The sequence below is a fragment of the Staphylococcus casei genome (genome assembly GCF_030294405.1).
Lineage (GTDB): Bacteria > Bacillota > Bacilli > Staphylococcales > Staphylococcaceae > Staphylococcus > Staphylococcus succinus.
This window is the reverse complement of record NZ_CP125718.1, coordinates 2102617-2124086: the sequence shown is the minus strand read 5'-3', so window position 1 is coordinate 2124086 and position 21470 is coordinate 2102617. Positions and strand designations below refer to the sequence as shown.

The following is a 21470-nucleotide window of genomic DNA, read 5'->3' as shown; positions in this document are numbered from 1 at the left end:
TAAAAATATATAGGGCAGTAGTGACTGCCCTTATTTATTCATTCTATTAATTAACATTAGCGCTAAGTTACCAGTAGCTCTACAATCATCCAGTGCATTATGGGACAATCCACCATCTAAGCCAAAATGATTTTTTAGAGTTTCTAATTTGTGATTTGGAGTTTCATCTATCAATCTTCTTGCATAGGTTAAAGTATCGAATACTCTAAATTTTTTATGTTCTATATTGAAATCATAAAGATTTTTCAAAAGGAATTTTAAATCAAAAGGAGCATTATGAGCTACAATAGTTTTTCCTTCAAGTAAATTTTTCAGTTCTTCCATATAAGCTTCAGATAATTTAGGTTTATCTTCTAAAAATTCATTAGTTATGCCTGTTTTACGCATAACAGTTTTGCCAACTGGTTTATTTGGTTTGAAGTATTTTGAATGTTCATTAATTACTTTTCCTTCTTGATATTCAACGACACCATATTGGATAATTTCATTTTCTTGGTATTTCAAACCTGTAGTTTCAAAATCTAAAACTACAAAGTTTGGTGCTAATTTCTTAGCTTTTGTATAAGTTAAATCTAAAGGACCCGCATATTTTTCCTCACTTATATGTTCACTGTTTTCAATATGTTGAACATCATAGGGGTGATCGTTTGAATGACTTATATTTGTTTTTTTAGTTTCTATTTCCTTTATATATTTTTCTTTTAAGTCCAGTTTCATTTTCAACAATTCGTTTTGTCTTTTTAAATCTTTAGCTTCATTGTTGTCATCATTCTTAATGTCACTGTCTTCACTGCTCTTACTTTCGTTTTCGACGGAAATGCTTTCTGTCTGCGTTAGTGTATCTTCTTTATTTTTTCTATAATCACTTGTATTTTTTTGCTTATTTGCACTTTTGTTTTCCTTGTTATTTTGCCTACGTCGATTAATTTTCAATATTTTTGTTATGCTTAAAATAGTAAGGCACACAAAAGCAAACAACATTATAATGCTAACGATGTCTACTCCAGTTTCTGACATAACGCTGATACCTCCAATCACCATTAAGATTGAAAATATTAAAAGCAAGTAATATAACACCTTTTTCATTTTACGTTCTCCCTTAAAATTATTTGAACATTACATATTTCATTATATATAATATTGTGCGAAAAGTTTAGGAGTTTTTTAGTTTATCAAAACAAAGTTGTTATAAACATTTTATACAATAGGGAACATAAGTTCTGTTTAGGCTTAAAAAAATATAATTACACTTTTTCGATGTCTAATGGCATAAAATTTATTATATATCCATTGTATTCGACAAAAGGGCCGTACCTTACCTTATAATCTTCTATCACTTGTTTGAAATACGATCTGTCTATTCCCATTGACAGACACATATCATAGACGTTTCCCCATACGCCTTGTACATAACAATCTATTAATTTTTGTAAAGGTAAAGCCAAATCATAACCATATCTCCGCGCTTTTAATTCTTGTCTTAAATCATTTATGTGATTTTGGTTATCGGTAGTGTATGCACCCAAAATTTTACCGCCGTCTCCATACTTAAGCCTTTAACCATAGTGGTTAAGGGCTTTTTTGTTATCTTAGCGTTACTCTAATGTCATTCACTTTTAGATTTTAAAATAAAAGTCATCCTACTTGTATGACTTTTTTGTTCTGAAATTTATAGTTATGAAGAAAGATACAAATATTAACATTATAAAAAATAGTGAAAATTAAATATATCTAAACTCTGAGATTTGAAAAAGGTAGTGTAGCGACTGTGAATAAAAAACCGATTGGAGAAATTAGTTATATGGATAATCGACTAAAAAGATGAATTGAATCGTTTTAAAATTAATAGTATCAAGAAGCTAAATTTATTGAAGAAACTTACTAGTAGTTACACGCCTAAGGAACAAAAAGAAGTGATGAGATACTTCAAATCTAATGGCAGTAACAATACGTACAAGACCATTGATAAGTTACAGGAAGATTTATACAAGATACATCATCATAAGCGTATAGAATGCAATGAACAGCGTGAAAAAGAGAATGAAGTTATATATCAAAACTTTGTATTAGAATCGAAAGAAAGCTTAAATAATGAGTGTGAGGTGTTGGTTGTGTGAGGTATGATAAAGCAACTGTAAAAAAGTTCATATTGAATTATCACAAGATACAAGATAATAATGTTTCATATGATGAAGATGTCGGTATTGATGACTTCTTTAATGTGAATGATCAAGCAGAAACGCATAAGATAGATAATAGCAACGTTGAAGATGTGATATTCTTTAATGAATTAGAAGCTGTTATAGAAAGAGTAGCAACTGAAAAAGAACATAATTTATTCTTATTACTTAGTAATGGTGTTAGTTTTGAGAAGGCTGGGAGTATATTTGGTGTGCAGGCGTAAAGAGTTAGACAATAGTTTAGGAATTTTATTAAATTATATATATTAAGTATTGAGAGAACAATATAGTTGTGCTAATATTTAAAATGAAATAATTATGTAATCAATTTATTAAATTAATTAATTATACCTTAGGGGGCGCTTTGGCCCCTTTTTTATTTGTAAAAATACATAGTTGATTAAAGTTTTAGAGGGATAATAATAAGGAGAGGGAGAAATGGAATTAGGTCTTATTTTTGGTACGCTTTTATTACTTCTAATTGGGGTTGTTTTAACTATTGTATTTTGGGTAGTTATTATTAGAATTTTAGCATGGGCATTAGGAGAAACTGGTTGTATTATTGTTGTAGTCATAATAGGAGCGCCAATTGTTGGGTTCGCTGCTTATATATTATACAAATATTTAGGTTATTAGAGAGATATAATTAAGTACATATTACACTAAAGGGCAGGCACCATCATGTGCTTGCCCTATTTTTTTATAATTAGCTTATAACTTAATGTGAGAGTTGATTGAATGAATCTAGGCGATAAATTAAAACATCTGAGAAATAGAAAGAGAATGAGTTTACAAGAACTAACAGATGATTTAAACAAGCATTATACAAATGAAGATGGGAAAAACTTTTTTGCGAAAGGAAAATTAAGTAAATGGGAAACTGGTAACGTAGATCCAGCAACATCTGCATTAGTCAAAGTAGCTAAATATTATAATGTATCGTTAGACTACTTAACAGGCTTAGAAGATACAAACGACAGATACCCAGTTGTCGAAGTTCCAGTTTTTTCTAATGTGAACAAACAAAGCACTTTGGAGAGTGAAGAACATTTAAGATTTTATAATTACATAGCAGAAAGTGATAAATATTCAAAAGATGAACTTTTTTATTTGGAATTAAAAGATACACTATATCTCGTAAATAAAGATATTGAAATTAAAAATGGGGAACTCGGGTTATATTTTGTACCTGATAGTCATATTGCAAAATTGGGAAGAATATATCGCTATGGAAAACAAAGTGTTTTTGTATCAGAGAATGAACACCCACACATATATGGAAACGATGGCGTAAAAGAAATCGGAATTATAATCTCAAAAGTGGTATCTATTCTATGAAGAAATTATAGCGTTAGCAACCTTTATTGATTGGCTATTTTTTTATTTACATTTACGAACGTAAATTCTGTTATATATTCAATAGGTTATTATATGAAAGTTATAAATCCTAACGCACCAGATGAATATAAATATGAAACTGACTATCGTAAAATACCTAGTGAATACTTGAATCCACGCATACCGAAAGGCAGAGGAAAAGTTAAGTGGGCGCCCTTTGCCACGATTCCCGAACAACACGAGAGACTAAAACAATATATATGCACAAAGTTTACATTTAATTATCAATAAATTGGTTTAATTAAGAGAAAATTAAGTAAAATAACTGAAATAAAATAACCCACCTAAATTAATGGATGGGTTCCGAGGCTCAACGTCAATATAGCAATTAAATTTTATAGTTTTTTTCGTCATAGATTTGTATTCCATTTTTTATTAGTAAAGCTGAAAAGATACCTACTCCTTGCTTTTTATTTCCGTTAAATTGACCAGAGTAAATATTTTGAGAACTACAAGTTGGGCTATCAGATTTTAAAATTAAGATACTACAATTCATTTTTTGACAGATATCTAATGCTTTAATTGCTCCATTTATATATTCTTCTGTTACATCATTTCCTTGATTATCAATGATTTTAGCTTTATTCCCTAATACATCAAAACCATCGCCTCCTATGATTTCCACAGGGTTTCTTGGAGTTGTTAAACCTCCTAGAATTTCAGGACAAATTGGTTGCGCTAAACCTTGATCTACAAGACTTTTTAAGTTGTTATTGAGTTTATTCCCACCATCATATCGAACATTTTGACCAACTAAACATGCACTGATAAGAATCATATTTTATCCTCCTACTTTTGCTTTCTAGAAACGGGTGTCTTCTTGTCTATTTAAATAATTATATGAAAAATTATTTAAATAGACAACCATCCTAAATAGATAAAAATTTTTATGCGCATTTATGTTAGAATATTCTGTGAATTATAAATTGGTAAATTTAATGAAAATAGTGGGGGACTGTAATGAATGGAGCTATACATCATTTAGAAATATATGTAGAAGATATAAATAAAACAAGAAATTTTTATGAATGGTTATTACCTAAGCTAGGTTATAGGCTTTACCAAGATTGGAAAAATGGTTTTAGTTTCAAATTAGATAAAACTTATATTGTTCTTGTAGAAGTCGAAGAAGGGTATAAAAAATATGGTTACCATAGAAAAAGAATTGGATTAAATCACTTAGCTTTCAGTGTTTCAAATAGAAATAGAGTAGATTACATAAGTAATATTTTATTAGATAACGGCATAAATATTTTGTACGAAGATAAACACCCATATGCTGGTGGTGAAAATCATTATGCTGTTTACTTTGAAGATCCAAATAGAATAAAATTAGAAATTGTAAGCGAGGAGTGACTATCTCATGATTCAATCTATAAATCATCTTACTTATTCAGTATCGAATATTAAACAATCCATAACTTTCTATAAAGATATTCTGAAAGCTAATATTCTGGTAGAGAGTGATGAAACAGCATATTTCATATTAGGTGGTCTGTGGTTAGCTTTAAATGAAGAAAAGGATATACCTAGAAATGAAATTCAATACTCGTATACACATATGGCATTTACAATTGATGAAAGTGAATTTGAAGAATGGTATCAGTGGTTAAATGATAATGGTGTGAATATATTAGAGGGACGTAATAGAGACATAAGAGATAAAAAATCAATATATTTCACTGATCCAGACGGGCATAAATTAGAATTACATACAGGAACATTGCAGTCTAGGTTAGACTATTATAAAGAAGAAAAACCACATATGAAATTCTATATATAAGTAGGTTATATTATGACTATAGAAGTAAGGTTATTTGAAAAACACGATTTAAACAAAATAAATGAATTGTTAGTTTTATATGAAGATTTAGGCTATCCAACAATAGCAAAGGATTTATCAATTCGCTTGAACAATATATTTAATCATCAAGATTATTATTTGTTACTTTTAATTAAAGATGATGTGATAATTGGTTTGAGCGGGATGTGCAAAATGATGTTCTATGAAAAGAAAGGTGAATATATGCGTTTACTAGCATTTGTTATTAATTCTAATTACAGAGAAAAAGGCTATGGGACAATTTTATTAAAAGAATCAGAAATGTTAGCAATTCAATTAGGATGTAAAATAATCACTTTAAATAGTGGTGATAGAGTAGATAGGGATGGCGCACATATTTTTTATAAACGTAATGGATTTGTGAACAAGTCATCGGGTTTTTCGAAAAATCTATATTGGTAAAAGGTTATTTAGTTAATACCATATATAATGTGGAGCTTTTTTATGGGAAGGGTTATTAAAATATGAATAAAATAATAGTTATCGGATCATCGGGTTCTGGTAAATCAACATTATCAAGACAATTATCGAATATTTTAGATATTCCTGTTTATCATTTAGATGCACTATTTTGGAAACCTAATTGGGTAATGACCACAAAAGATGAACAAATTGATATTCAAAAATCACTACTAGAAAAAAGTAAATGGATTATTGATGGAAATTATACTGGGATATTGGAAGATAGGTTACAGTTAGCTGATACTATAATATTTTTGAATTTATCAAGAAGAATTTGTTATTACAGAGTTTTCAAAAGACTATTCAAAAACATGGGTAAGACTAGACCTGATATGGGAAAGGACTGTAAAGAAAGAATAACTTTCACTTTTTTAAAATATATTTGGAATTATCCTAAATATCGAAAACCATTTTTATTGGATAGATTTAAAGAGGTAGAAAAGCATAAAAATATATTTGTTTTAAATAGCATTAAAGAAATTAATGAGTTCAAAATAAAAATAAGACAGTAGAAAACAACAAACAACTATATGTTTATTCATTTCTCGATGCAACACAGAGTGAATGTCAGAGTGGAATTAATTTTGATTTTCGCAATAAGCTTTAAATTTTTTGCAATATTTTTCACTCTCTAAATAGTTTTTTTTGAATTTTTCTTTATTTGCATTTTCTTCTTCATGTTTATTATTATCATATTCTCCAGTATTACTTCCTAAAAAGTCTAGTCGAATATGTTCAACATTAGAATTGTTTTTATGATTGTTCCATATAACAGCTTCTAATTGATGCAAAGATACACATAGTTTTTTCAATAAAATAGATGCTTTTTTATTTGAGAAACTATTAGGTTGAGTATTTGAATAGTAGGTATTTGAAAATATATCTAAAAAATCAATATCTGTAACATTTATACATTGACTATTAGCTTTTATATTAAATAATATACGTTCAATTTTTTTAACATCATTTTGCATTTTATGATATGCTTTTTTATCACTTTTATTAAATGTAAAAAAGTAATTCCACCAAATTATAATGAGAAAAACGAAAATGACTACAAAAACAATTATACTTTTGATGGTCAAAGTCATAGATGTCTCGTTTATAATAAAAGTAATTAGCGCAATCAATATAGTTATTAATGATGTTTTCAATTTATCAATGAATTTTCTATTAGAATTCAATTATTCCACCTCGTATGTATTTATAAGCATATTATATCCTATTTTTATGTATTGATGGCAGATTATTTTAATGTAAAGTAATGATGAAGAAAATGGTAAGAAGACTAAGTTAGTAATCGCTTTGATTTTTTGGAACTAAATGACGAGATGAAATTCAAAATGTAGAAAAAAATAGTTCTGATTATATATGGTTTATTGAATAAAGAGAATTCATAAACTTTATGTTGTTTTGTAATTTTAATATTATATATCTAATGTATTTCACATTTGAAAAATATAGGTATCTCACGCATACGGGATTGAATACGTATATGTTGCCACAAATTTATGTTGTTTTTGCAATTTTAATATTTTACACTGAATGAGTAAGGTAACGTAAACATTGATATAGCAATACTTATAGCGATTTTTAAATGTATACATAATTGCTTTAATCAACTCCCGCAGTCTTCATACTTAAGCCTTTACCCCTAGTGGTTAAAGGTTTTTTATTTTGATTGATTCAGTTTAGCCTCAACTACATAAAAATTAAATTTAGCACATATGAGTATTTTGCAATTAAAAAAGATAAATGATATTGTTTCAATACTATTCTGTTTACAGTTCAGTCAATAAGTATTTTAAGTGAGGGATTACAAATGATTAAAGAACAATTTCAAGCTTCATATAATTTATTAAAAAAGCATATTAAGGATATTGATGAAGAGAAAGCTACACTTCAACCAGCTATCGCTAATAATAATATCAAATGGCAATTAGGTCATTTAATATTGCTAAATGATTTTCTAGTATTTGAAACGATTAATGGGCAAAAAGTCTTAGAGCAAAGTGCTGCAAAATATTTTCTATGGGGGACATCACCAATAAATTTTGATGGAAATGAACCCTCTTTTGATGAATTAAAAGTATTGTTAAATGAACAACTTGATAGAATCTTTAATAGTCTAGAAAAACAATTAGAGAAAGATAGAAATGAACCAATTGTGCTTAAAGATGTAGACATCGTTATGAACAATTTTAATGAATCTATCCATTTTGCTATTATTCATACTAATCGACACTTCGGTCAAATTGTATTATTAAAATCGATGATAAGTAAATTAGATTAAAATAATAATATTTTATTATTTCTTTTTGGATAGTAAGATAAATGGCCATAATGTGATATGACTTCTCCAATTGGTGTATGTTTTAATCATTAAGCAACAATGATTAGACTAGCATTTATGCGTGAAAATGGTTCATATTTAGGCAATGCGTCATTCAATGCTTTAAGAATATTATTCAACCTCCTATCAATAAGTCCTTTACTAAAAGTATTAACAAATGTTCTGAATAGTACATCATTATTCTGCTAAATATTATTTTCTTTATACCAATTCAAATATTTTTGTAAGTCATCTGTCACATGAGTAAGTATATATCATGTGTAGCGGCTTTCATTTTTCGGGCTATCACTACTATACTGTGATAGCCGTTTTTTATATGAGTACAATTTATGGTCAAAATTAATATCTTTCCATGTGAACATTTTAATTTTTCATTGTTTCCATTCATTTTATTGAAGAAATTTATCAGTAACTATACACCTAAGGAACAAAAGGAAGTGATGAGATATTAGATATTTCAAATCTAACGGGAGTAACAAGACTTATAAGACTATTGATAAGTTACAACAGGAAGACTTATACAAGATACTTCACAATAAGCGTATAGAACGCAATAAACAGCATGTAAAAGAGAAAGGAGGAAGTATATTGGATGTGAAATTACAAAGAGCAAGACAGATGTTGAATCATGTTATTAGATAAATTTCATAATGAACAAAATATAAGAACCGTCATTTCGTCATTTACTTGCCTATTTTTAATTTGCTATACATATATCTAAGTGGTAAAATTTGTATAAATTACTAATTAGAGAGGGTGATTTCGTGGAATATATGCACAAATATCACTATAAAGAACCAAAAACAGTTGAAGCAGAATACCAAAGAAGAATAGCCTCTGTAAACACTCAAATACTAGATTTAACAATCAAACCTCATAAGTCTAGTAAGCAATTTAATTTGTATTTTGTACCTACATTAACTATCTTGAGTTTAGTAAGTAAAATAGAAAGATATAATTCTTTACTAAAAGAGCTGAGTTTTCCACTTCCCGATGGAGCTAAAGAATCACTTCACGACGATATAATAGCAAATGAACTTTTTTCTACGAATCAAATTGAAGGCGTAAAAAGTACTAAAAAGGAAATAGTACAAAGTATGCGAGAAATCAAAGAAAAGCATACTAAAAAACCAAGATTCCATAGCATGCTTAAATCATATTTGAGAATATTATACGCAGATAACAAATTGCCACGTATTACGAAAGATGTAAGAGAAATTTATGATAATATAGCTGCAAGTGAAATTGAAGAAAATAATAAAATAGAAAGGCCGCTTTTTAGAAAAGAATCTGTTAGTGTTGTTTCTGCTACTGATAGAGTTATTCATGAGGGCGTAAATCCCCACTATCTAATTGAAGAAAAAATGCAAGAGTTAATAAATTTTTTAAACGAAAAGGACGAAATAGAAAAGGTAATTAAGATCGCGATATCACATTATTATTTTGGTTACATTCATCCTTTTTATGATGGTAATGGAAGAACCTCACGCTTTATAAATAGTTTATATTTAAATGAAGAATATGATAAATTGACAGCTATATCACTGTCTCGTTCTATAGATAACGATAAAAAAACCTACTATGATATTTTTGATAAAACAAATAGTGTGATAAATAGAGGGGAATTAAATTATTTTATAGAAAAATTTTTAGGATTTATTATAGAAGGTCAAAAAATGCTGATAGCCGAATTAAAAATTAAAAAGTCTCAATTAGATTACGTTGAAGAAAAATTAAATAATGATGATAAATTAAGCGTATTAAGTGATGCACATAAAGATATTTTATTTGAAATGGCACAAACATTTTATTTTTCTTCAGAAGAATTCATGACTGTACAAGATTTGAAAAAGCGCATAAAATTATCAGATAAAACTATTAGAAAGCTTTTGAATGAATTGTGTGAGATAGGATATATAGATAAAGCGGGGACACGACCAGCCTTTTATAAAATATCTGAGCACTTCATTATTTAACACTCACCAACTGGTGAGTGTTTTAAATGAACGCGATCAATGAAGTGTCTGATACAATTCAAAAATTGCTAGAATCAGACAAAACAGCTTATCAAATTGAAAAAGAAACTGGCGTTAGTAGGGCGAAGATAGGTAGATTACAAAACGGTAAAAATAATATAGATAATTTAAGTTTAGCAAGTTTATAAAGCGTGTTGAAAAAATCCTTCAATGAGTGGTTGTCCAAATAGTAATCGATATGGCTAAATGTATAGAAGCGTATGCAAAAGCCCACCTAAATAACTAGGTGGGCTTTTATTATTTTATTTCGATAATATTTAAACCTTCTGAAAATTTAGGAGGTTCAAAGAAACTAGAAACATACTCGAAAGTTTCTTCAGTATCGAATTGTTCTCTTGCTGGTTCTTCATTACGTCTTTTATTAATTCGTTTCAAACATTGATCATCGTTTATATTAAGAAAAATCAATTGATGATTTGCATTGATTTCTGAAGCTATGCGCAACAACCATTTTCTTTGAGTTGTAGTATTACCTGGAAAATCTAATACTACATTGCTACCGACTTTTAAAATACGCTGAATGTGTTCTTTCAATAATGGTTTTACCAGCTTTGAGTAATTTAAGTAATCATCAAAATTATTTATTTGGTTTGGATATAATTTTTCTAACCATTCATCTTCAGATAACAACACTGCATTTTCAGTTTGTTCTATCTCTTTAGATTTGGTTGATTTCCCTGATCCCATTTTCCCAGAGAAAAAGTATAAAGTTCCAATAGTACTCATTTTAAAGCCTCCATTTTAAAAATCAGGATACTAACATAATGATTATAACTAAATAGCCAACTTAAATAAATAGGGGGGATATTGATACTATTTTAAAATCTTACTTACAATAAGAAGAACAAAAAAATTTACAGTAATGTCTAACGATTATCAAGCAGCTTCACAACTTGATATGAGAATGATTGGTATCAGATAACGATATTTTATTTTGTAAATTTTTTAATGAAAATGCTAGTTTCAAAACAATAACTAATATTAAAGCCATTGCTATATAAGAAATTCTTATTCCCAATAATAGATTAGAAGTCGTTGAATGATATACAGATAGATGACTGATAAAATTGATAATTTTAGAAAATAAAGTTACGCCTAGTATTAGGCCGAATTGTCTAAAGGTATTGATTAATGCAGATCCTTGAAAAAGGTAAGCTGCATCTAAATTTATATATGCAATACTAGTTAGCGGTGTAATAGTACAGCCAATGCCGAACATGAATAGACAAAATACAATTATTGTTGTAAACATATATGAATGCATATCGATAAAAATAAATAATACTAAGGATATAGCAGTCGTTATTACTCCTATAATAATGATATTGCTGTTTTGGTTTTTATCAAATAACTTACTCGATATAAATGTAGCGATTATTAATATTAAAGTCCCTGGGGTCATAATAAAACCTGATTCAATAGGTGTATAATTTAAAATTGATTGAGTAAAAATTGGTAATATACTCTCAACAGAAAGCAACAACATCATCACTAGAAATAAGGCAATTGTAGGCAATTTTATTATTTTAGAATGCATCAAGTTAAAATTAATCAATGAGACTTTACTATGCTTATCTAAAAAAATAAAAATAGAAAAAACAAGTAAGCTAATAAAACCACTCAATAAGCTAAATATTATATTTAAATCCAAAAACAAAAGCATTAGAGATAGAAATACACAACCCATTGCATAAAGCGTAACAATCTTTTTATTTAATTTAGTTTTTTTATTTTCAAAAGTGTTACTTAAATAGATTATTGAGATAATTACAACTAAAATTTCGAACGGTAGTAATAGCCAATACATAATTTTCCAATTTAAAAACGCTAAAAATATGCCAGTAATCGGCGGAGCTATGGCTGGAGCAATATTTATTACGGAGTTAAGTAATCCTAAAACAAAAGATTGATGCTTATTAGGAGCAATTTTTAAAAGTACTGATTGAGAGATTGGCAGAATAATTGCGTAACCTGCGCCTTGTATGATCCTAGAAATTAACAACATATAAAAATTGAAACTCTGACATCCTAAAAAAGTACCAAGTATTAATAAAAATAAAGCAGCTATTATTAGGTGATTAGATTTAAACGTATCCGACAAATAATTTGTAAAAGGAATTAAAATCATTGTGGTAAATAGAAATAATGAAGTGAGTAATTGAATTTGACTATTATTTACGTTAAATTCTCTCATTATAGTAGGATAGGCATTAATTAATAAGAATTGTGTGAAAGCAAATAGGAATGTTGCAAATAAAATTATAAATATAGAAACTTTATTATATTTTTCCACTGAATACACTGCACCTTTCTATGTAAAAATAACTCATATATGTTATATTATTATCAAGTAAAATAGTTGCAAATGCAATAAAAATGAAAGGTGGAAGATAATGAAAGCTATATTAAGAGCTATAAGTATGAATTCTATAGCGATAGATGCTAGAAGTAATGCAACTGTTAAAGAAATTAGTATGGCAAAAGGTCTGTTCATATATTGAGGCAAAATGTGTGGAAACCCAGTTATTATACAAGAAATTTAGCGACACTAAAGTATTAAGCATAATAAAGCATATTGGAAAAACGATATGATGATCAAAAAAATTAAAAAATAAAATATTAAAGTAAGGTGGCAAAAGAATGATAAGAAAATGTGTCATGGAAGATTTAGAAGAATTACGAAATATAGCGTATCAAACATTTGATGAAACAATTAGAGCACAAAATAAAAAAGAAAATATTGATAATTATTTACTGCGCACTTTCACTAAAGAGAAAGTATTAAAAGAATTTCAAAATCCAAATTCATTTTTTTATTTTATATTCCATAAAGAATCATTGGCAGGATACTTGAAATTAAATATTCAAGATGCACAAACAGAATGTTATGAAGGAAATAATTTAGAAATTGAACGTATTTATATTTTAAATCAATTTCAAAAACTTGGCTTAGGTAAGCAACTATATGATAAATCAATAGAGGTAGCTAAAGCATTATCATGCGATCATATTTGGTTAGGTGTTTGGGAAAAGAACTATAATGCTATTGCATTTTATAAAAAATTAGGATTTGAAAAAATTGATGCGCATTCATTTTATATGGGGGACGAAAAACAAATTGACTATATTATGATGAAACATTTATAAGTTGTTCATATAGCTAGCAAAGCATAGGATACTTATTTGAACAAACAACAAGCAAATTAAGACAAATATTAAGTTTAAAATAAACGTAGATGAATGAGAGACTGCTTACAAGCTAATTTGAACTCGAAGCCAATGAAAAAAGAATATATAGCAATACAACGTAAATACATCAATGATTATCAAGCGTTACTAAAACTACATTTTCGCTTTGCAGTATCGAGGTGCTTTTAATTTGTAAAGGTGTAATTTGTAATATTTTTTAAAGAGAATTATAATAAAGAACGAGAGGTGCTTATTATGGCAATAAATTTAAAATCAAAAGTTTCTGTTTTTAATAAATCAACGCAAGAACTAGCTGATATTTTCTATATTCCTAATGATGATAAAATCACAGAAGTGATTGAAATTATGAGGACTCAAAACTTTGCAGATAGTGATTCAAGCTTTCTTAAAATTTATGATTTCTATTTTTGTAAATAACTTTCCACAAAACCATATCGAAAGCGTTATTCATTTCAGATGAAATATTTAATCATACAAATAAAGGAGTATTTATTATGATAACTAATATAAATGACATTAAGGTACCTGATAGTAAAATTATACAAAATGCTCAAGAAATTGTTAAAGAATATGGGAACGAATTAATTTGGAATCATTCAAATCGAGTTTATTTATTTGGAGAAATCAAAGGTCAACAAGATAAGTTGAATTATGATAAAGAACTACTTTATATAACTGCATTATTCCATGATTTAGGTTTAACAGAGCAGTATAGTAGTGATGATTTAAGATTTGAAGTAGATGGCGCCAATGCTGTAAGACAATTTTTGGAGACTTACAATTACAATAATCAAGATTTACAGTTAGCTTGGGATTCTATAGCATTGCATACGACATTAGGAGTAGCGGAGCATAAAGAAAGCAATGTAGCATTGCTATATCATGGCGTAGGAATGGACGTTATGGGGGATAATTGGGATCAATATGCTGATGACATCAGAAAAGCAATTATCACTAAATTCCCAAGAGGCAATTTTAAAAATGATATAATTCAATCTTTTTACGATGGATTTAAACATAAGCCTGAAACAACCTTTGGAAATATAAAATCCGACGTAATTAAATATTTCGAACCAGAGTACCCACAAAATAATTTTTGTTCATGTATTTTACGTTCAAAATGGGACAGTTAATCATTAGTATTTGAACATAATGGTATTAATAAGAGGCAAGATGGACTTAGAATTGAGCCCATTTTGCTTTTAGTATGTTTATTCAAACTCAATTTCGTACAGTGACTCATTGATTTGTTCATACATTTCATGTTTTTCTAAATAGTCTATCCATACGTGAGAGGGTTTCTTTTCTCTTTCTTCAACTAAAGATTTAACTTTTTCATATATACCTTTCATTAAATCTTTAGACATATTATTGGCTGCTCTTTCTATTTTTGCTTCTGACCAACGTTTCTTGGGTGGTCTTCTACTGTCTTTTTCTAATTGGAAGTTAATCGCTCTATCGTAAAAGCTATCTAAAGCTGGTAATTTATCTTCTATGTGTGCTTGAAATTCTGTTAAATTCATAAACATTCTCCTATTTTTAGAACGTACGTTCTTTTTTATTTTAAAAAAATAATAATCATTTTTTCTAGCTCATGGTGAGAAGGCTCCAAACTCCAATAAATGTTTTGAAATATATCTCCTAGAAAATGCTATTTTGTACATATGAGTTACTCCTTTTATAGTAAGGGTGTAGTTTAGTACTTAACACAACACGCTCTAATCGGATTTAAAACATATATCAACGGCTATATGTAAACAAAAGAAGCCCAAATGCGTAAGCATCACAATCAAGATAAACTTAGCATTTATCTTAGATAGACTTCACATTCGAGCGATAATTTAAGTGGGATATTTACTCCCTTATCATTACTAATACTATAGTATTAGTAGCAGCAATACAATGAAAATACACTTAAGTGTTTATAAAGCAAACGTGTGGCAACATAATGTATGGAAGTTGTTTTAATCATAGTGACAAGTGTGCTACTATATTACATCGCTAGTCGATATTTTTGGCGTGATTAGTAGTGATGGTCACTCCGATTAAAGTAACGATGCCGCCAATCATTGCTACCATGCTAGGCAATTCACCAACCATAATAAAAGAAAGTACTAGCGCACAGGCTGGTGTTAAGTATAGAGACATTGTTGCATCAGCAACACCTACTTTACAAAGAGAAAATTTTATTTAATCCTGGATTTATTTATGGCAGTGAAGAAAATACTATTAGATTGTCATATGCTTATGAGAGTACTGAAAATATGCGTTACGGCTTAAATGTATTACTAAAATATATAAAAAAAGAAATCAATGCGCTTGCGTGATTTTAGGGTGATCAACACAAGCAAAGCCTACAATCATTTTGATTGTAGGCTTTGATCATTGTTCATTAACTATGTAATGATGAGTGGAAACACTAAAAATGCAATCGCCAAGATGAATAATACAAGTGAAAATATAAGTATTTTTCTGGTTTGTGTTTTTATTCCATTCTTTTCATGTGATTCCAAAAACTTTGTGTATAACATTTTTCTCTCGTGTTTATATTCATATATGCTAAAGAGGCTCAGAGCAATTAATATTAAAGCAATAACAATACATATAATTAAAAATATGTTCAATATATATCACCTCGTTTAAATTTTTGAAAAGACATATAATCATGCGGCGTACAGGAAGGATGCTTCAATAATTAGAGGTAAAGATTTAAAAATATCTTTCCTTAGTGGTTTAAGCCAAATATATGAAATTTCTACATCATATCATATATGTTTAAGTACAGTATAGCGTGATTCATGTCCATCTTTGGCTTAATATTATAAGCTATTATAGCACATTTCTTGTAGTGTGCTATTTTTAATTTAAAAAATGTTTATGTATTAATATTAAGTGGTACTTTATTTAAAGGTCTTTAATTTAGGTCTTTAATTTTTGTAATATGGAGGTAATATAAATGGGATTCATAATAATGTTAATTGTAGGTGGCTTAATCGGTTGGTTAGCCGGTGCAATTTTAGGTAAAGACATTCCAGGTGGTATCATTGGTAATATCATTGCTGGATTAATTGGTTCACTCATTGGTAGTAAGTTGTTAGGTATGTGGGGCCCTGTATTAGGCGGCGTACCGGTTATACCAGCATTAATTGGTGCAATCGTGTTAATTCTGATTGTTTCAATTATTTTAAAAGCTGTTCGAAAAAAATAGCAGTAAACACTTACGTTATATGTGAGTATCAGAACGTCAAAAAGCCAAACGCTAAACATAGTGTTTGGCTTTTTTAATGATTAACTTTAAATTTTAAATAAATAGAGAGCTTTCACGATATGTTACCAGACAAATCATTAATTTTTAAGTCATATGACATCAATTGAGAGCAACGCGTCTGTGTAAATTTGACTAACCGAAGTCTAAGATCCACGACTGTATAAGAGAGAGTATGAATAAAAATTGCCAAAAGGTCTAACTACCATTTAAAAGTGAAATTCTTTTTGAATATCAAATATTTAATAATTAAATTTATAACAAATGTAATATACATTACAAATAAAATTTAAAAATTAAAATAAATTTCATATTAGTGTAATCAACTAGCAAAATCAGTATGATATATTATTGTCGTAATAAAAAATTCATTTACACTTAAAAATTCAGGCATCACAATATAAGCGTGACTTGTATATTTTATGTGAAATTCTGTTTCGAAAGGGAGAATTATGACACAATATATTGTTCGAATCTTTACATATTTGCTTATCGCTACCACTTGCTTATGGCTGAGTAGCCAGGTGAATACTGCTTCAGCCGCAATAAACGTAACGCATGAGGAATCAATGGACCATACTAAATCTCTTGAAGGTAAGGGTTGGGATTATGATAATGAATACGGTTGGCAGTGTTTTGATTTAGTGAATGAGCAATGGGACTACTTATATGGTCATGGTTTAAAAGGAGACTATGCCAAAGAAATACCCACTAAAAATAATTTTGATGGAGAAGCTACTGTTTATAAGAATTCAGCAACATTTGAAGCAAAAGCTGGTGACATTGTTGTTTTTAATGAGGAATTTGGTAACGGCGCAGGACATACAGCTATCGTAACAGATGGAAATTATGATGGGAATCATTACAAATTTGAATCATTAGATCAGAATTGGAACGGTGGCGGCGCAGAAAAGACAGAAGTAGCACATAGAGTAGTACATGATTATGAATCAGAAATGTGGTTTATACGACCAAATTATAATCAATAAATAAAAACAAGGCACATATAAATGTGTGCCTTGTTTTTTAATAGAATTCAATAAATTTTTTCCATTGATATGATACTGTCACAGCAATACTCATTACTAATAAAATGATAACAAGTTCTGAGGACATATATCCTTGTGCCAAATGAACTGTAAATAAAGCACCTAACATCGTAATAATAAAACCTAAAGCGATATAGTTAGAGAGAATACCTAGTATCATTAAAATGCCTCCAACGAATTCGAATAGCCCTAATACGACACCTAAAAAGGCGGGAAGACCTAAGCCTTGCATCATTTGTATTGGTGCTTCAAAGCCACCAAACACTTTTTGACTACCATGTATAAGAAATGTCAAACCTAACATTAATCTGATTAACAGCATGCCTTTTTTCAACTCGCTGAACCTCCTTAAAAATATATAATAAAACTTTTGCATAGATAGGTATTTATAACATAAACCACTAAAATCATATGCATAACCCACAAATCTAATAAATTATTTAGATGTAAGTATTTATATAATATACTATTTTTATTGTGATTAAATATCAGTTTCATGAATTTTGTATTAAAAAACGATCTATATTCAATATAGATCGCCACTTTCATGCATCGTCTTCATAAAATATAATGGGAAATGATGCCTTATGACCAACCAATGAGTTGTGCAATCACTAACGAAATGATAGAGATGATGGCCCATATGATAAACAATGGAAAGAAGAAACGTATCCATTTGGTATAAGAAACGCCACCGATAGCTAAAGCAGCCATAAAGTAACCACTCGTTGGATAGAAAATGTGAGTGAAGCCATCACCGAGTTGGAAGGCGAGTACAGCTGTTTGTCTTGTAACACCCAGCATATCTGCGAGAGGAGCCATGATAGGCATTGTTACCAATGCTTGACCACTGCCTGAAGATATAATGAAGTTAATGGCAACTTGGACTGCATACATACCTACTACAGCCACTGTCGGAGTTGTTCCATCTATGACTGATCCTAAACCATGTACAATTGTATCCATGATTTTTCCATTTTCTAACACGACTACTATAGAACGGGCGAGTCCTACAATAATTGCGCCCATCAGTACATCTTTAAAGCCATCATTAAAAGCTTCACATATCTCTTTTGTATTTAGTCCGGCAACAAGTCCAACAATAATGCCCATAAATATAAATAAACCAGACATTTCTACCATAAACCATCCTTGTGTTGTGACACCGTATACAAGGATAATGAAGAAGAGTAAGACTACCGCAATACCTATCTTTTGGCGTTTTGTTGCAATTATAGGATTTTGGTTTGTAATATTTTTATATAATTGCCTTTTTTCAGTATCTTCTTGATAGACTGAACTAAGTGTAGGATTACTTTGTACTTTTTTAGCGTAGCGCATAATAAAAATAATGGTTACAAATAATACAACAATAAAAATGATGATACGTAAGCCAATGCCAGAAAATACAGGAAGCCCGGATAGTTTTTGCGCTAAACCTGTATTAATAGGATTTAACACACCCACTGTAAACCCAACTACTGTACCACAAAGCGCTATCGCTGTAGCTGTAATGGAATCGTAACCTAAAGCAATAATGAGTGGTATAATTACTGGAATATATACGAGTGAAAGTTCGGCAGTACCTATGAGTGTCGCTATAATTGCAAATACTGCAGTTAATACAGGAATAATAAAAATGCTGTGATTTAGAAAACGGCGTGCAAGTTTATCTACACCAATTTCAATGATGCCAGTGCGTCTCAACACCATAAACATACCGCCAATAATTAAAGTGAAAAAGACAATTTCACCAGCTTCAATTAATCCTTTAGGTATGATTGAAATAAAGTCTACAATACCGACTGGCGTGGAAGTTATGTAATGAAATGAATCTGCATCTACCATTTCTCTACCTTCCGGCCCCTTGATACGTTTAAATTCTCCAGCAGGTATTAAATATGTAGATATTGTTGCAATAACCCCAAAAATAAATAAAATAACGTAAATATGCGGCATTTTACTAGTGTTTTTAGGTTGTTGTTTCCCTTTTTTACTATTAGATTTGCCCAAATGATTCATCCCCTTTGTATAATACTAAAATAAATTAATCTTAGCATATAAATGACAGGGAATTGTTGTAATAATCTGAAAAATTAAAATATTTATTTGTGAGATATTACAATGATTTTTTGAAATATATTTAGTATGAAGGGGTTAGGTCAAAGCGGGCAATACTAACTATAGAAATGAAGTAAGAACGCACACGCTTATAAAAGTAAATAAGCTGTGTACCTCAACATTGAGAAGGGATTACTGGTCAAGTAAGTGTTGCATTTCAATAGATTTCTGTTCATTTAACGTCCCTAGTGGATCTTGAGCTATTTCAAAAATCAAAAAATCGTCATTCGAATTAAAAGAACCTTTAATTTTTTCACAAATTGTACTTTGGTCTAAACTGCTATTTAAAATCCATAAACCTCTGTATATATACAATGCATTACCCAATGCGTTTAGTTGTGTGGGTAATTTTTCATAACCATAAGCTATTGAATTTAAATTGTAAGACAGTATATATTTTGTCATTTGAATCACACTCCTATATAAGCATAGCATTATATGTTAAGTAAAAGTTGGACGAAGATTGTCTTTACTAAAAAAATACAATTAGCATAGTTTTAAAGGAAAGGGTTATTTCTATATATACGTTTAAATGTCTTACTTTGATAGATGATAAATATAGTGATTTTTAAGCAGTGTATTAGAGCTCATTTTAGGGTAGTTATTTATTATAATAGATAGTTTTATTAACAATGAGATTTTAAAATATGATTATTATTTTGGGGTGGATGTAATGAATTATATTAAATATTTAACTTCTAAAGATGGAACAAGGTTATATACTAAGATAAATGAAGTTAAAGACGCAAAGGCGAATATCATTATTGTACATGGATTAGCTGAACATTTAGACCGTTATGATGAAATTACTGAATATTTAAATGCTAACCAGTTTAATGTTATACGATACGATCAACGAGGACATGGACGTTCTGATGGACAACAGACATACTTTAGTCATGTTGAAGAAATTGTTGAAGACTTATCAACAATCATTGATGAAGTAAAAGTAAATGATGGAGGTAAAGTATATCTCATTGGGCATAGTATGGGGGGATATACTGTGACGTTATATGGAACTCAACACCCGAATGTTATTGATGGGATAATCACTTCTGGCGCGTTAACACGATATAATTATGAATTATTTGGTGAATTAGATCGTAGTATGTCTTCGCAGGCGTATATCGATAACGCTCTAGGTGAGGGTGTCTGCTCTGATAAATCAGTAATCACTAAATATAAATTAGATGATTTGAATGCAAAACAAATATCAATGGGATTAATATACACGCTAATGGATGGTGTGCAATATTTAAAAGATCATGCAGATGCATTTAAAGCGCATATATTAATACTACATGGTAAAGATGACGGGTTAGTAAGTTATAAAGATTCAATACAGTTATATGAAGAAATTGCATCTAAGCATAAATCACTGCATATTTATGATGGGTTACAACATGAAATATTTAATGAGAGCTCCTATAATCAAAGTATATTTCGTGAAATTATCGATTGGTTAGAAAATGAAATATTGCAGAGTAACAAAGCGATTCAATAACAAGCAGCTGTTCCTTAAAAGTATGCTTTAGTAATCACTGTATATAGGA

At 29.2% G+C, this 21470-nt stretch carries 28 protein-coding genes and 1 pseudogene; 18 read left to right on the top strand and 11 right to left on the bottom strand.

The window, feature by feature from the left end; genetic code table 11:
• Window positions 1-30: 30 nt before the first annotated feature.
• Together QMO72_RS10345 and QMO72_RS10340 are read right to left on the bottom strand one after the other, a co-directional pair.
• Entirely contained in the window at window positions 31-1017 is a 987-nt protein-coding gene (locus QMO72_RS10345) for a 3'-5' exonuclease (protein ID WP_286093187.1), read from the bottom strand.
• A gap of 227 nt (window positions 1018-1244) precedes the next feature.
• On the bottom strand, window positions 1245-1526 hold the full coding sequence (locus QMO72_RS10340) for a hypothetical protein (RefSeq protein WP_103267819.1): 282 nt from the start codon (window positions 1524-1526) through the stop codon (window positions 1245-1247).
• Between the two features lie 300 nt (window positions 1527-1826).
• Here QMO72_RS10340 and QMO72_RS10335 point away from each other — a divergent pair, with 300 nt between their 5' ends.
• From QMO72_RS10335 to QMO72_RS10315, 5 genes and pseudogenes are all read left to right on the top strand, one after another.
• On the top strand, window positions 1827-2117 hold the full coding sequence (locus tag QMO72_RS10335; RefSeq protein ID WP_491016609.1) for a hypothetical protein: 291 nt from the start codon (window positions 1827-1829) through the stop codon (window positions 2115-2117).
• Window positions 2114-2404, top strand: coding sequence for a hypothetical protein (locus QMO72_RS10330; protein WP_069823260.1), 291 nt, complete (start codon window positions 2114-2116; stop codon window positions 2402-2404). The genes QMO72_RS10335 and QMO72_RS10330 overlap by 4 nt, the downstream gene beginning before the upstream one ends.
• Before the next feature lie 214 nt (window positions 2405-2618).
• Window positions 2619-2816: a hypothetical protein gene (locus tag QMO72_RS10325; protein WP_069823261.1), complete on the top strand. Its 198-nt coding sequence runs from the start codon at window positions 2619-2621 to the stop codon at window positions 2814-2816.
• A gap of 102 nt (window positions 2817-2918) precedes the next feature.
• A complete protein-coding gene (locus QMO72_RS10320; RefSeq protein ID WP_069823262.1) occupies window positions 2919-3518 on the top strand; it encodes a helix-turn-helix domain-containing protein in 600 nt (199 codons plus the stop codon).
• Between the two features lie 93 nt (window positions 3519-3611).
• Window positions 3612-3779: pseudogene (locus QMO72_RS10315) on the top strand (YolD-like family protein); the annotation flags it as partial.
• A gap of 127 nt (window positions 3780-3906) precedes the next feature.
• Here QMO72_RS10315 and QMO72_RS10310 read toward each other — a convergent pair.
• Window positions 3907-4356 carry a 2-thiouracil desulfurase family protein gene (locus QMO72_RS10310; RefSeq protein WP_069823264.1) on the bottom strand — a complete coding sequence of 150 codons (450 nt, stop codon included), beginning with the start codon at window positions 4354-4356 and terminating at the stop codon, window positions 3907-3909.
• Window positions 4357-4538: 182 nt separating this feature from the next.
• Between QMO72_RS10310 and QMO72_RS10305 the strand changes: the two genes are divergently transcribed.
• From QMO72_RS10305 to QMO72_RS10290, 4 genes are all read left to right on the top strand, one after another.
• A complete protein-coding gene (locus QMO72_RS10305) occupies window positions 4539-4934 on the top strand; it encodes a VOC family protein (RefSeq protein WP_103267820.1) in 396 nt (131 codons plus the stop codon).
• A 7-nt stretch (window positions 4935-4941) separates the two neighbouring features.
• Window positions 4942-5361, top strand: coding sequence for a FosB/FosD family fosfomycin resistance bacillithiol transferase (gene fosB, locus QMO72_RS10300; protein ID WP_103267821.1), 420 nt, complete (start codon window positions 4942-4944; stop codon window positions 5359-5361).
• A 12-nt stretch (window positions 5362-5373) separates the two neighbouring features.
• Window positions 5374-5823, top strand: coding sequence for a GNAT family N-acetyltransferase (locus tag QMO72_RS10295; RefSeq protein WP_286093185.1), 450 nt, complete (start codon window positions 5374-5376; stop codon window positions 5821-5823).
• Between the two features lie 62 nt (window positions 5824-5885).
• Window positions 5886-6395, top strand: coding sequence for a DNA topology modulation protein (locus tag QMO72_RS10290; RefSeq protein ID WP_103267872.1), 510 nt, complete (start codon window positions 5886-5888; stop codon window positions 6393-6395).
• Between the two features lie 66 nt (window positions 6396-6461).
• On the opposite strand, the gene QMO72_RS10285 is transcribed toward QMO72_RS10290, so the two are convergent.
• Window positions 6462-7067, bottom strand: a complete 606-nt coding sequence (locus tag QMO72_RS10285; protein WP_286093184.1) for a hypothetical protein — start codon at window positions 7065-7067, stop codon at window positions 6462-6464.
• 638 nt (window positions 7068-7705) lie between these two features.
• On the opposite strand from QMO72_RS10285, the gene QMO72_RS10280 reads away from it, so the two are divergent.
• The 3 genes from QMO72_RS10280 (at window position 7706) to QMO72_RS10270 (ending at window position 10400) form a co-directional block, all read left to right on the top strand.
• A complete protein-coding gene (locus QMO72_RS10280) occupies window positions 7706-8176 on the top strand; it encodes a DinB family protein (protein ID WP_103267794.1) in 471 nt (156 codons plus the stop codon).
• 833 nt (window positions 8177-9009) lie between these two features.
• Window positions 9010-10212 carry a Fic family protein gene (locus QMO72_RS10275; protein ID WP_286093277.1) on the top strand — a complete coding sequence of 401 codons (1203 nt, stop codon included), beginning with the start codon at window positions 9010-9012 and terminating at the stop codon, window positions 10210-10212.
• Window positions 10213-10238: 26 nt separating this feature from the next.
• The gene (locus QMO72_RS10270) at window positions 10239-10400 is read left to right on the top strand and encodes a Trp family transcriptional regulator (RefSeq protein ID WP_286093183.1); all 162 of its coding nucleotides are present in this window, start codon (window positions 10239-10241) and stop codon (window positions 10398-10400) included.
• Window positions 10401-10509: 109 nt separating this feature from the next.
• On the opposite strand, the gene QMO72_RS10265 is transcribed toward QMO72_RS10270, so the two are convergent.
• Window positions 10510-10998: a P-loop nucleotide/nucleoside kinase family protein gene (locus QMO72_RS10265; protein WP_103267793.1), complete on the bottom strand. Its 489-nt coding sequence runs from the start codon at window positions 10996-10998 to the stop codon at window positions 10510-10512.
• A 160-nt stretch (window positions 10999-11158) separates the two neighbouring features.
• Window positions 11159-12565 carry an MFS transporter gene (locus QMO72_RS10260; protein ID WP_286093182.1) on the bottom strand — a complete coding sequence of 469 codons (1407 nt, stop codon included), beginning with the start codon at window positions 12563-12565 and terminating at the stop codon, window positions 11159-11161.
• Between the two features lie 347 nt (window positions 12566-12912).
• Here QMO72_RS10260 and QMO72_RS10255 point away from each other — a divergent pair, with 347 nt between their 5' ends.
• The 3 genes from QMO72_RS10255 to QMO72_RS10245 all read left to right on the top strand — a co-directional run bounded on the left by QMO72_RS10255 (window position 12913) and on the right by QMO72_RS10245 (window position 14615).
• The gene (locus tag QMO72_RS10255; RefSeq protein WP_103267171.1) at window positions 12913-13419 is read left to right on the top strand and encodes a GNAT family N-acetyltransferase; all 507 of its coding nucleotides are present in this window, start codon (window positions 12913-12915) and stop codon (window positions 13417-13419) included.
• Between the two features lie 297 nt (window positions 13420-13716).
• Entirely contained in the window at window positions 13717-13899 is a 183-nt protein-coding gene (locus QMO72_RS10250; RefSeq protein WP_103267172.1) for a hypothetical protein, read from the top strand.
• A 77-nt stretch (window positions 13900-13976) separates the two neighbouring features.
• Complete coding sequence (locus QMO72_RS10245) at window positions 13977-14615, top strand: HD domain-containing protein (RefSeq protein ID WP_103267173.1); 639 nt, start codon at window positions 13977-13979, stop codon at window positions 14613-14615.
• Between the two features lie 78 nt (window positions 14616-14693).
• On the opposite strand, the gene QMO72_RS10240 is transcribed toward QMO72_RS10245, so the two are convergent.
• Together QMO72_RS10240 and QMO72_RS10235 are read right to left on the bottom strand one after the other, a co-directional pair.
• On the bottom strand, window positions 14694-15005 hold the full coding sequence (locus tag QMO72_RS10240; RefSeq protein WP_103267174.1) for a hypothetical protein: 312 nt from the start codon (window positions 15003-15005) through the stop codon (window positions 14694-14696).
• Window positions 15006-15483: 478 nt separating this feature from the next.
• Window positions 15484-15630, bottom strand: a complete 147-nt coding sequence (locus QMO72_RS10235) for a hypothetical protein (protein WP_176721581.1) — start codon at window positions 15628-15630, stop codon at window positions 15484-15486.
• 808 nt (window positions 15631-16438) lie between these two features.
• Between QMO72_RS10235 and QMO72_RS10230 the strand changes: the two genes are divergently transcribed.
• Both QMO72_RS10230 and QMO72_RS10225 read left to right on the top strand, forming a co-directional pair.
• Complete coding sequence (locus QMO72_RS10230; protein WP_046837247.1) at window positions 16439-16690, top strand: GlsB/YeaQ/YmgE family stress response membrane protein; 252 nt, start codon at window positions 16439-16441, stop codon at window positions 16688-16690.
• Between the two features lie 509 nt (window positions 16691-17199).
• Window positions 17200-17736, top strand: coding sequence for a CHAP domain-containing protein (locus QMO72_RS10225; RefSeq protein ID WP_103267175.1), 537 nt, complete (start codon window positions 17200-17202; stop codon window positions 17734-17736).
• A gap of 37 nt (window positions 17737-17773) precedes the next feature.
• On the opposite strand, the gene QMO72_RS10220 is transcribed toward QMO72_RS10225, so the two are convergent.
• The 3 genes from QMO72_RS10220 to QMO72_RS10210 form a co-directional block, all read right to left on the bottom strand.
• On the bottom strand, window positions 17774-18130 hold the full coding sequence (locus tag QMO72_RS10220; RefSeq protein ID WP_103267176.1) for a DoxX family protein: 357 nt from the start codon (window positions 18128-18130) through the stop codon (window positions 17774-17776).
• A 251-nt stretch (window positions 18131-18381) separates the two neighbouring features.
• The gene (locus tag QMO72_RS10215; protein WP_103267177.1) at window positions 18382-19818 is read right to left on the bottom strand and encodes a YfcC family protein; all 1437 of its coding nucleotides are present in this window, start codon (window positions 19816-19818) and stop codon (window positions 18382-18384) included.
• 231 nt (window positions 19819-20049) lie between these two features.
• Window positions 20050-20322 carry a hypothetical protein gene (locus QMO72_RS10210; protein ID WP_069823280.1) on the bottom strand — a complete coding sequence of 91 codons (273 nt, stop codon included), beginning with the start codon at window positions 20320-20322 and terminating at the stop codon, window positions 20050-20052.
• Between the two features lie 268 nt (window positions 20323-20590).
• On the opposite strand from QMO72_RS10210, the gene QMO72_RS10205 reads away from it, so the two are divergent.
• A complete protein-coding gene (locus QMO72_RS10205) occupies window positions 20591-21421 on the top strand; it encodes an alpha/beta hydrolase (RefSeq protein ID WP_103267178.1) in 831 nt (276 codons plus the stop codon).
• The last annotated feature ends 49 nt before the right edge of the window (window positions 21422-21470 follow it).